The sequence below is a fragment of the Arthrobacter glycogeni genome (assembly GCF_054511155.1).
Genome location: NZ_JBTNDE010000009.1, coordinates 124,590 through 135,230, shown reverse-complemented (window position 1 = coordinate 135,230; position 10,641 = coordinate 124,590). Strand labels below are relative to the sequence as shown.

Here is a 10,641-nt window from a genome sequence, read left to right as displayed (position 1 = left end):
CGCGCCATCCGTGAAGGAACAAGCTGAGCAGGCCAAGACCAAGGCCCAGCAGCAGACAGCCAAAACCCAGCCTCAGGGCCCAGGCGCGCACCGCTACTAGATTTACCCGCAAATCGCACTGTCCAGCACATCACCGAAGTCAGATAGCAAGGAGCAGAACATGATTACGCAAGAAAACATTGACCGCCTTCTGAGCAACGGCGGAAACGTCATCGACAACGACGGGGCCAAGGTCGGTTCAGTCGGACAGATCTACCTCGACGACCAGACCGGGAACCCCAGCTGGGTGACTGTAAAGACCGGGATGTTCGGCACTTCGGAATCGTTCGCACCCCTGGAAGGTGCCCAGGCGGACGGCAACGACGTCCGCGTCGGATACTCCAAAGACCAGATCAAGGACGCACCCCGGGTTGACCCCGACGGCGACCTAAGCGTTGAGGAAGAAGGCAGGCTGTACCAGCACTACGGCCTGAGCAGCCCCGGCGAGAACAACTCCTACGACGAGTCGCGCACGACCAGCGGCGAGCCAGGATTCCAGCCAGGCGACGAGCGCGTCGATCACGCTAGCGAGTCCGGCGTCGTGGGCCACGACACGTCCGGCCCCACCACCGACGACGCAATGACCCGTTCCGAAGAACGCCTGAACATCGGGACTCAGAGCCGGGAGACCGGCCGCGCACGGCTGCGCAAGCACGTGGTCACCGAGATGGTCACCAAGACCGTCCCGGTCAGCCGCGAGGAAGTCACGATTGAGCGCGAGCCAATCACTGACGCCAACCGCGATGCCGCAACCTCGGGGCCGGATATCAGCGAAGAGGAACATGAGGTGATTCTTCACGCCGAGGTTCCTGTCGTGGAGAAAGAAACCGTTGCGGTGGAGCGGGTTCGCATGGGCAAGGAAGCCGTCACCGATCAGGAAACCGTGACCGAGGAAGTCCGCAAGGAGCAGATTGATACCGACACGGACGCTGATCTGACCACCGACGACAGCCGCCGGGACAACCGCTAGAAAATTATTCGACCCATGATGCCGGGCGGGTGCCGAACAAGTGCCCGCCCGGCACCACGGTCCATAATTTAGGAGTGATATATGAGTACCAGCGCAGGCTCGGCCCAGTCCCCGGACAACCGTCCGGAGCATAGCCGTACAGACGACACCAGCCCGAGACGTGCTCAGCGAGACCACGGTGACTCGCTCCGGCACAACAACAACACTGATGTAGACCACAACGCTGAGCACGACGTTCCGCGGGAGAAGGAAGAGTTTGGCGGAATCAAGATTGGTTCTGCGTTCTTCGGGTGGCTCACCGCTACGGGCACCGCGATCCTTCTGAGTGCCCTCGCCGCCGCCCTTGGTGCGGCGGTCGGCTCGGCAACCAACACCGACATCGCGGGAGAAGCAGCGTCGGATCCACAGACTGCCGGTATTGTCAGCAGCATCGTGCTGCTGGTCATCTTGCTGATCGCCTACTACTGCGGAGGGTACGTTGCCGGCAGAATGGCGCGATTCAACGGTATGAAGCAGGGCATCGCAGTGTGGGTCTGGGCCATCGTTATCGCCATCGTCGTAGCGGTACTAGGACTCGTCGCCGGAGAGCAGTTCAACATCCTCTCGCAGATCAACAGCTTTCCACAGATCCCCGCGGGGGATGACCTGACCACTACCGGTGTTATTGCGGCATTGATCGCAGCGGCAGTGGCCCTCATCGGAGCGATCCTCGGTGGTCTTGCGGGAATGCGCTTCCATCGCAAGGTTGATAAGGCCGGTCTGCGGACCTGAGTCTCGGATGACGACAGGCCGCCGCGGCTCTGCCCGGTGAGGAGTGAGTAGTGCTGCGCTTCTCGCGGCTTGACGAATAGCAGAACAAGACCAACAAAGGAGACAATAATGAAAATCGATAAGCAGCAGATCCTTGATCTCCTCAAGGGCCAGGGTGATAACGATAAAGCTGACCAGGCCGAGCAGGAATTGCCGGACCAGGTCGACACCGATAAGGACCAGGGCATGCTTAGTAAGCTAGGCATCAACCCCCAGGACCTCCTCGGTAAGCTCCCCGGCGGCCTCGGCGGCCTCGGCGGCTAAGGCGGCTAAAGAATCAGAGCCGCACCCAGAACCGAACCCCGCAACGGAACGAAGACTCCCGTTGCGGGGTTCTTTCTGCGCTGATTGTGCGCGGGTATTGTCCGGCTTGCGTGGGTGAAGGTAGAAGAATCTCTAGGAAAGTACGTCGCGGGGCGAACGCACAAGGTCGGTGCTTGACCCGATTCCACTGGGATCCTGGATCAGGGCCCGCCGCCGGTCATCCGGATTGTCAACCGAAACCTCAACGGACTCGCGGAGTAGCCACCTCTGGCGTTCGAGCGTTGCCTTTCGGTCGGGCGGAGCGAGACTGACTAGATCGCCCAGCGCTGACATGAGGCGACGGGTGATCTGAGGCGAAGCGGCGCCGGCCCTGCGGATCTCGTTAAAGGCCAGTTCGACGACGCCGTCCCACGTGAGTGAAGGCACCGATAGTCGCAGCTCGCCGTCGTCGTCCGCGTACTCCCCCGTGTGGAGGGGACGAAGGACGATGTGACGAAGAACGTCGTGGATTCGGTCGATGGCCTGTACTGCCGTCGTCGGATCCTCAAAGGGTCCGGACGAAACGGCGCCCAGAGCGACGTCGACGAGCAGGCGTAGGCCGTAGGCGACGTCCTGATTGAGGGTGCGTTCAGGGCCCAGCGCAACACACCGGCAAACCGCCGCTGAGTTCACTTTGTTGTTACTGCCGTGAATGCGGATGAGCGGTGCATCGGTCGGTACGAAATCGCCTACGGACCACAAGAGTTCGAAGGAACAGTCTGCGCTCTGAGCGAGCTTGATGAGTCGGGCCGAATTGAATTCGAAAAGAACTCCACTGCGCTTCGTGAGTATGAGCTGGTCATCGCGCTGCTGTTCTTCCCGGCCCGCCGGAAAAATTCTGTCGAGAGCGGCGAGGGTATCCTTGGCGACCCAGCCAACCAAGGAGCAACACGCAAGGACTGGCCAATATGGTTGAGGTACCAGACCAGGGTCACAATGCAGGACAGAACCAGCAGAATGCTGACCGCCACGGCCAGCCCGGGTGCGGTGCCGCCCTCCGGAGCCGTCACAACGGTGCGCATCGTCAGCAGCGAGAAGGTAAAGGTCCCGGCGAACAGTCCTATCGCGCACTGCGATGGCCGGTCCTGAAGGATCTGACGGACGATCCGGGGAGAGAAAGTACTCATCGCCAGTTGCACGACGAGGACGACCATGGACAGTACCAGGCCTGTGAGGGTGAGCATAGCAAACGAAATCAGATAGAGGATTTGCATTGCAGCGGTAGCATCGCCGCTGATGCCCTGCGGCACTAGTTCACCTGTGGGGTCGATCGCGATGAAGGTCGAGGACAGGACTATTCCGCCGAGAATAAACAGCACCGGGATGACCCACATGCTTGTTTTAACCCAGTGTTTCACCCTAAACCACTGCATGACCCGATTGTACTGCCTTGGATCAGCGCTGAGTCGACCGTCGCTCAGCGCTGATCCACTCAGCCATGATTCATCAGCTAGAGAACGGCGGCCTTGTCTCTACCCTTGTGCGCCGTGACATTCACGAGGACGGCAAGCTTCCGGAGTGGTGCTTCCAGCGCAATCTCGAGATCGGTTGCGATGTCCCGGTGGATACGGCGCACGATGTCCTGAACATCCGCACGGTCATCTACCTTCACGTCAATGTTGAGTTCAGGCGCGGTTGACGTTCCACGGAGTAGTACCGACGCCGACGTCACCCCGGGGAGGTTTCTGGTCCCATTCTCAACTGCTTCCGCGACGACGCGCGGTTCGCATTTGGTGTATCCGTCGATCCCGTCGTTGGTGTGCAGGCGGAAGGCCCGTGCCTGATTGCGCCTCGGGACCTGGGCAAGCAGCCATCCGAGGGCAAGCAGCCCAGCGGCTAGAGCGACGATCGCCACGACTATTGCTGCGATTTGATTGGCAAAGAGGTCTTGGAAGCCGGTTGGTAGAGCAGTCTGGTCTGCCGGGGCGGGCTGGATCCCGAGTCCAAGAGACCGGGCAAGACTCGCGGCAAGACCACTGGCCAGAAGGACACCGACGGCGCCAAGGACCAGTAGGACCAGACCGACGACCGCCAGCCAGAAGCGGTTGAGGCCGCCAGCAGTTTCCCTCATGAGTGGTTCCTTCCAAGAAATGAAGCGGGGCTATTACTTCGGACATGGGGTCGTTTGCTGACGGTAAGGCAGCTGACGGTGTGCATGCTAGTCCTCGCTGGTGCGGACGCGGACAACGACCTTGGGGATGGGGTCGAGACCGATGCGTTCCAGTTTGCGAGTCAACGAATCCCGCAACCTGTCCGAGAGGTCTCCCGAATCATGGAGCGGTGTCCTGACGATCACGTCGATTTTTTTGGCTGTGGCCCGGACGGAGGTGCTGTCCACGCCATCCGCCTGGTCGAGATGGGCGCTGGTGATCTTCGTAAGCCCGCGGCGGGATATGACTGTCTCCGACGATCGTGGGTCAGAGCCTGCCGGCCCTGACAGGCGCGCAGTGGTGTGCCTACCCGGAAGGAGTGCGGCGCCCAGTAGGACGATTCCAAGGATCAGGAACACTATTGCGGCCATCCACACTGCTGGGCTGTTCCAGGTCAGCGTTGAGAGGCCCTCCCGCAGGGGAGAAAGAAAAGCGGGCCACGAGCCAGTGACCAGTCGGCTGATCCCGATCCACACGGCTGCTGCAGCCAAACCCAAGAGCACGGCGGCCGTAATCGTGGCTGGCAGTGATCGGCTCGACCGGCGGCGTAGGGATTGGGAAGCTGGTTTCGGGCTCATTGGAGTTCCCTTCGGCTGTTTGAGTTGGACTGGCTCACCAGGACATCGATGTCGATATCTACCTGGCGCACGTCAACACCGCAGCGGCTGCTGACCTTTTCACGGATGTCCTGCCGAAGCCGATCAGTTGTCGCACGCAGCGGAGCCGGGTAGCGCACGCCAGCACTCACCTGGACGGAAGCGATAAGACCGTTCAGCTGGACTTTGACCCGCGGGCGGGCATCTTCGTCGCTGTGTCCGCCAATACCGAGGAACCCGCCAGTCGATCCGCTGACGCCGGGTACTTCCGACGCAATCTGACCTGTGATCTTTTCGATGGCCTTCTCTGCGATGGTGAGCGTGCCGCGTTCCTCGGGGTTGGGGGTACTGTTCCGGATGCGCTTGCGCGATTGCGGTCCGCCCTGGCTTTCAGCGGAGTTCATCGGCGCGAGCTCGAGCGGCCGGTCAGAGCACCGATGTCGAGCTTGCCGTCAATAATTCGCGCCACAAGCAGGCCGACGGCGCCGAACACGGCGACGATGAGGAATTCGGAAAAACCGCCGAACGCCGCGGCCCAGCCGAGGACGAGGCCCACAAGCAGCCCCATAGCTGTTGTACTCATGATTGATACCTTCCATCTTGCAAAAGTAGTGCTGCAGGGTGACTACACGAATGATAAGGGCCGGCCGAGACCACGAGGCGCTGGGGGCAGCCTCGGAGGGTGGCCCAGTCCAGAGGTCCCCACCGACGTCGGACGACAGTGAAGACCTCTAGAACCGTTGTTACTGGAGTTCGCCGCGACCTGAGTCGCTGCTCTCTTTCTGGTCATCCTCGGGGAGGTGCACGTCGGTCACGTTAATGTTGACCTCGATGACCTCTAGCCCGGTGGCATCTTCAACAGATGCGATGACGTTGCGGCGAATCATCTGGCTTACCTCGACGATGGAGGCGGTGTGTTCGACGACGATCGACAGATCGATGGCGGCCTGGCGCTCGCCCTTCTCAACGCTCACCCCGCCGGCGACGTTGGTCTGCGAGCCGGGAATACGCTCCGAGAGACTGCTGAATGCGCGGCGACCGGCGCTGCCCATGGCGAAGACCCCGGGGACCTCGCGGGTCGCGATGCCGGCGAGCTTCTGCACGACTGTCTCGTTGATGGTGGTGTTGCCTTGATCCGTCTGGAGCGGGCCCACGTTCTTGGCCTGTTTGCTGTCCTTGGACTGCTGCTCTGCCTGACGCTTCTGCTCCTCGCCGGTGGCTGGAACGACATCCGAGCGTCGTGCTGTGGGGTTCTGATCGTTTGACATATAAATCCAATCTACTCATCAAGAGATTTTGCGGTACATGGGGTAAGACGCTGCGATCACCCAAAACGTCACGCGTTCTGCCCAACTTATTTCTGGAGGCATGGGCTAGCTTTAGGACTGTGGGGTGACTGTGGCGGCTCCTTGAGAAAGTGTCATAGGCTTGTCCAGGTCTCAGCCAGTGCAATGTCACAAGCCGTGTCGAGCTTGAAATCGCAACTCAGCACTTTGAGCGGCAGTATTAGTTCGTCACGACAGCGTCATTAGAGGAGGGGCCGCATGGATCAGGCTGGCTACCGCGACGAGCCGAAACGCGGCTCGGGTTCTGGCGAGGACCGCGACGTTGGATCCGGATCCGGTGATGCGCCTGATCAGGGACCCTCCCTGGAGAGTCTTGTGGCGCAGGAGCCGGCGTCTCTCGTCGGCAGTTCTCCTGCCACCAAGGATTCGGTGGAGGCCGCGGCTGGCGGCGATGCGACCGAGGGCAGCAACGCGTCCCCGCACAAGTCCTGGAGCGACTCTGTGGGGGTGTCGCTGGACGAGCTCGATGAGTTGACGATTGTATCGCGGGCTCAGGATGGGGATCCTCAGGCATTTGAATGGTTGATCTCCGCCTATCAGGGTGGCATTTACAGACTGGGTTTTCGGATGCTGAACGATAGGACCGAAGCCGAAGACATTGTGCAGGAGACCTTTATTTCAGCCTGGCGGACCCTACCAAAACTGTCCGCCCCTCAAGCTTTCGTCCCGTGGCTCTACCGAAACGCAACCAATAAATGTCTGGACGCGTTGAGGAAGCGGAAGAGGCGGCCAGCGGATCCAATGGATACCGCAGAACTCGAGTCCGCTAGTGGCCTTGGGGCGCGCGACGCGGTAAGCGTCAGTCGGTCCATGGATCCGGCGCAGGAGTATGAGAACCACGCTCAGATGCGGGCTTTGGCAGATCTGCTGCCTACTGTGCCTCCTGGTCCGAGAGCGTGTTGGTTGCTCCGTGAGGTCCACGAGTTTTCCTACAGCGAAATTGCGGCGATCATGCAACTCCCGGAGAGCACCATTCGTGGACGTATTGCCCGGGCTAAACGATCGTTGGCAGAAGGGATGGAGTCATGGCGTTGAATGATGACCGCCCGCGCCTAGGCTGTGGCCGGGAGCTCGATGACCTGTGGTCGGTGATTGATGAGCCTCCCACCGCTCATGAGCGGGCTTGTGGTGAGTGCCAGAGCGCTCGCGCAGCCCTTCACCACCTTGCGGCGGTGACCGAGTCAATGCGAGATCGTGACCGGCAAGATCCCGATCTTCAGCCGGGGGCCCGCGTCAGGGAGGCAATCATGATGGTTGCCCGAGCAGAGATCCGCCGGGGCCGTCGGGCCCCCCTCGATACCACTGCTCTGGGAACAATCGACATCAGCGAGCAGGCGCTGAACGGTTTGATCCGCTTTGCCGCCTCAACCTTGCCAGGGGTCCACGCCCGCAGATGTACGATCATCACTCCTGGGACCAAGCCCTCCTCCACCGATCCCGTTGACGTCGCAGACATCCGAATAACGCTGCAGGTAGCGCTGTCTTCGACGGTGAAAATTCCGGCGACGATGAAGTTGCTCCGCGAACGGATCGGCTCGGTTGTGCAAGGACAAACCACAATTTCGATGAAACAGATCAATGTGATCGTGGAGGACCTTTACGATGTCTGATCAGGCGATGGAAGGGCGACTACTCGATCTCGAAGTGATCGCGGATATGCTGACCGAATCGCTCGGGAGTCAACCGGGTTTATTGCGGCTGGAGCCTACGGTCCGCAGCGTCATGAAACGGCTGAAGATCGCGTCGGTCAACACGTTTCACCAGACGCTCCGTTCCACCAGTCCGGATCCGATCGTGGCAACCCGCGATGGCATGGTCCTCTCCCTCACTGATGGAGTGGTCAATCTGCATCTCGACATCGCGACGGAGGTTGGACACCCAGCGCTGAGTCTTGCCCGGGAACTACAAGCCATCGCCGCTGAAACCATTCAGCGTGGCGGCCTCGCCGTCGGGCATATCAACGTCACCATCCTGGCCATCGAAGGAACGCCGTTGGTCGGGAACTAGGTCACCTGCAGCCCATAGCCGAAAGGCCGTCACCTCCGCGCGGCCGGGACCGCTCCCCGAGCGTTTGGGAACCTGGCGCCGTGTGGCTAGGCGTCGACGACGATCGCCGTCACCACTGGTGTCCGGTTGTAGAACCGGCGCATCCAGGAAGCGGTGGCCCGCTCGATGACGTCCTCGGGATCATTGGTGCCACCGTTGCGCCCGCCGCCCGGGTTGACCAGGGACTTCTCGATCGCGTCGGAGGCCTTGTCGAGATCATCCTGGCTGCATTCGAAGCCCTTGGTGAAGAATTCGAGGGGCTCAGCCACCTCGCCGGTCTTGGCGTCGATGATGGCGAGAACCGTCACGGCGCCCTCCTCCGCGAGCCTGCGCCGCTCCTCCAGCGTGTCCTCGGTGGTGTGGCCCACGCTGTCGCCGTCGACAAAAACCAGTCCGGCGGGAATCTTCCCCGAGATGGTGGCCTTGCCGTTGACCAGGTCCACTGTGACACCATCTTCGGCGATGAGGACTGACTTTGGGTCGACGCCGGTAGCGACGGCGATAGCCTCGTTGGCTTTGAGGTGACGCCACTCGCCGTGTACGGGCATGACGTTGCGGGGCTTGACGATGTTATAGCAGTAGGCCAGCTCGCCTGCACTGGCATGACCGGAAACGTGAACCTTCGCGTTGCCCTTGTGGACCACGTTGGCGCCGAGCTGGGTGAGGGCGTTGATTACACCGTAAATGGCGTTTTCGTTTCCGGGAATCAGTGAACTGGCCAGCAGGACAGTGTCGCCCTCGCCGATGCGGATGGCGTGGTCGCCACCGGCCATCCTCGACAGTGCTGCCAGCGGTTCACCCTGTGAACCGGTGCAGATGAGGACCACCTTGTGGTCATCGGACTGCTGCAGTTTCTTGAAGTCGACCAGGATGCCGCGGGGGATGGTCAGGTAACCCAGTTCGCGGGCGATGGTCATGTTCCGGACCATTGAACGGCCTACGAAAGCCACCTTGCGGTGGTGCCGGTGCGCGGTATCGATGACCTGCTGGATTCGGTGGATGTGGCTGGCGAAGCTGGAGACGATGATGCGGCGGGGTGCGGTGCGGAACACCGTATCGATTGCCGGTAGCAGGTCTTTTTCCGACGTGGTGAAGCCGGGCACGTCTGCGTTGGTGGAGTCGGTCAGGAACAGGTCAACGCCTTCAGTGCCAAGGCGCGCAAAGCCGACGAGGTCGGTGATCCGACGGTCAAGTGGGAACTGGTCCATCTTGAAGTCACCGGTGTGGAGGACCATTCCGGCGCTGGTGCGGATGGCTACGGCGAGGCTGTCGGGGATGGAATGGTTGACGGCGAGGAACTCCAGGTCGAACGGACCCATCGGCTTCCTGGCGCCTTCCTCGACCTGAATGGTCTTCGGGTTGATGCGGTGTTCCTTAAGCTTCGCCTTGATGAACGCGAGCGTCAGACGCGAACCGATCAGGGGGATGTCAGCCCGTTCTTTCAGGAGGTAGGGGATACCGCCGATGTGGTCTTCATGGCCGTGGGTCAGGACAACGCCGACGATGTCGTGCAAGCGGTCCCGGATCGCTGAGAAGTCCGGGAGGATGAGGTTGACGCCGGGATGGACTTCCTCGGGGAAGAGGACGCCGCAATCGACAATCAGCAGTTTGCCGTTGAACTCAAACACGGTCATGTTGCGACCGATTTCGCCGATCCCGCCAAGGGCGACAATGCGCATGCTGCCCTTCGCCAATGCTGGCGGAGCGTTCAGGGTGGCCTTGTTATTCACAGTAGTTACTCGTTTTCACTTGATATGTGCGAGCTGCGGGTGGCCGCAGCGTGGCCGTGACCGGCCGAAATCTTGTGTCTCTGTTTGGCGCCGGCGGTCAAGCCTGACACCGGGTAGCGGGAGACATCCGCTACTGCGCGCAGTAGGTGTCCCTCGGGGATGAGTGCAGCGAGCGCCGCGGCGTCATCGGGCAGGCGCTGACATGGCCTGCGGTCATGGCGAGGGAGAAGTCCACTCATTCACCTTACTGGAAGGTCGGCGACCCTGCAGTATTCAGGATAGGAGATGACTTCGGAGGGCCTCGACCGCCAGGGCCTAGCCGTCCCGCGGCGCGCCGCCTGAGACGGTCATCGTGGCTACGGTTACTGCACCCGACCGTAAAGCGGGAACGATCCGCCATGTGCAGCGAAGATGCTGGTCGCGAACAGGGGTCATTTTTTGTCGGCACCCCACTGGGCTGGGCGCGGAGGCTAACCAGGCAGGACGGTTCCGGGTACCGGGCCGCAGGATTTCGACGGCGCTGGGTAACCTCCGGTCGGTGCCGAGTGTGAGCAGTCGGCGTTTACCTGCTTCGCGGAGTCCATTGGACACAACTTACTCTCCGAGGGTCGCCAGAGACCTGGCGCCCTCGGAGAGTAAGACCTGATGCGG

14 protein-coding genes are annotated in these 10,641 nt (G+C 61.1%); 6 read left to right on the top strand and 8 right to left on the bottom strand.

The features are described from left to right. The first annotated feature begins 160 nt into the window (after nt 1-160). From ACX80O_RS08335 to ACX80O_RS08325, 3 genes are all read left to right on the top strand, one after another. A complete protein-coding gene (locus ACX80O_RS08335; RefSeq protein ID WP_459333151.1) occupies nt 161-1,009 on the top strand; it encodes a DUF2382 domain-containing protein in 849 nt (282 codons plus the stop codon). Between the two features lie 81 nt (nt 1,010-1,090). Then, entirely contained in the window at nt 1,091-1,780 is a 690-nt protein-coding gene (locus ACX80O_RS08330; RefSeq protein ID WP_459333150.1) for a hypothetical protein, read from the top strand. Between the two features lie 108 nt (nt 1,781-1,888). Further along, a complete protein-coding gene (locus ACX80O_RS08325; protein ID WP_459306612.1) occupies nt 1,889-2,083 on the top strand; it encodes a hypothetical protein in 195 nt (64 codons plus the stop codon). Nucleotides 2,084-2,215: 132 nt separating this feature from the next. Here ACX80O_RS08325 and ACX80O_RS08320 read toward each other — a convergent pair whose 3' ends face one another. The 7 genes from ACX80O_RS08320 to ACX80O_RS08290 all read right to left on the bottom strand — a co-directional run bounded on the left by ACX80O_RS08320 (nt 2,216) and on the right by ACX80O_RS08290 (nt 6,136). After that, nucleotides 2,216-2,914, bottom strand: a complete 699-nt coding sequence (locus ACX80O_RS08320) for a DUF2254 family protein (RefSeq protein WP_459333155.1) — start codon at nt 2,912-2,914, stop codon at nt 2,216-2,218. Next, nucleotides 2,812-3,495, bottom strand: a complete 684-nt coding sequence (locus ACX80O_RS08315; RefSeq protein ID WP_459333149.1) for a DUF2254 family protein — start codon at nt 3,493-3,495, stop codon at nt 2,812-2,814. Before ACX80O_RS08315 ends, ACX80O_RS08320 begins: the two co-directional genes overlap by 103 nt. Nucleotides 3,496-3,572: 77 nt before the next feature. Continuing rightward, on the bottom strand, nt 3,573-4,193 hold the full coding sequence (amaP, locus tag ACX80O_RS08310) for an alkaline shock response membrane anchor protein AmaP (RefSeq protein WP_459306608.1): 621 nt from the start codon (nt 4,191-4,193) through the stop codon (nt 3,573-3,575). Nucleotides 4,194-4,280: 87 nt separating this feature from the next. Then, nucleotides 4,281-4,850 (bottom strand): DUF6286 domain-containing protein, encoded by a 570-nt coding sequence (locus ACX80O_RS08305; protein ID WP_459333148.1) that lies wholly within the window; start codon nt 4,848-4,850, stop codon nt 4,281-4,283. Further along, a complete protein-coding gene (locus tag ACX80O_RS08300) occupies nt 4,847-5,272 on the bottom strand; it encodes an Asp23/Gls24 family envelope stress response protein (RefSeq protein ID WP_459333147.1) in 426 nt (141 codons plus the stop codon). Before ACX80O_RS08300 ends, ACX80O_RS08305 begins: the two co-directional genes overlap by 4 nt. Next, on the bottom strand, nt 5,269-5,451 hold the full coding sequence (locus tag ACX80O_RS08295) for a hypothetical protein (RefSeq protein WP_459306604.1): 183 nt from the start codon (nt 5,449-5,451) through the stop codon (nt 5,269-5,271). Before ACX80O_RS08295 ends, ACX80O_RS08300 begins: the two co-directional genes overlap by 4 nt. A gap of 160 nt (nt 5,452-5,611) precedes the next feature. Further along, nucleotides 5,612-6,136, bottom strand: a complete 525-nt coding sequence (locus tag ACX80O_RS08290; protein ID WP_459306602.1) for an Asp23/Gls24 family envelope stress response protein — start codon at nt 6,134-6,136, stop codon at nt 5,612-5,614. A gap of 276 nt (nt 6,137-6,412) precedes the next feature. On the opposite strand from ACX80O_RS08290, the gene ACX80O_RS08285 reads away from it, so the two are divergent. The 3 genes from ACX80O_RS08285 (at nt 6,413) to ACX80O_RS08275 (ending at nt 8,221) form a co-directional block, all read left to right on the top strand. Continuing rightward, complete coding sequence (locus ACX80O_RS08285) at nt 6,413-7,249, top strand: RNA polymerase sigma factor (protein WP_459333146.1); 837 nt, start codon at nt 6,413-6,415, stop codon at nt 7,247-7,249. A 212-nt stretch (nt 7,250-7,461) separates the two neighbouring features. Then, nucleotides 7,462-7,824, top strand: coding sequence for an Asp23/Gls24 family envelope stress response protein (locus ACX80O_RS08280; RefSeq protein WP_459306598.1), 363 nt, complete (start codon nt 7,462-7,464; stop codon nt 7,822-7,824). Beyond that, nucleotides 7,817-8,221 (top strand): hypothetical protein, encoded by a 405-nt coding sequence (locus ACX80O_RS08275; protein WP_459306596.1) that lies wholly within the window; start codon nt 7,817-7,819, stop codon nt 8,219-8,221. Before ACX80O_RS08280 ends, ACX80O_RS08275 begins: the two co-directional genes overlap by 8 nt. Nucleotides 8,222-8,307: 86 nt before the next feature. Here the strand turns inward: ACX80O_RS08275 and ACX80O_RS08270 are convergent, their stop codons facing one another. Next, nucleotides 8,308-9,939 carry a ribonuclease J gene (locus tag ACX80O_RS08270; protein WP_459306665.1) on the bottom strand — a complete coding sequence of 544 codons (1,632 nt, stop codon included), beginning with the start codon at nt 9,937-9,939 and terminating at the stop codon, nt 8,308-8,310. Nucleotides 9,940-10,641 lie beyond the last annotated feature (702 nt).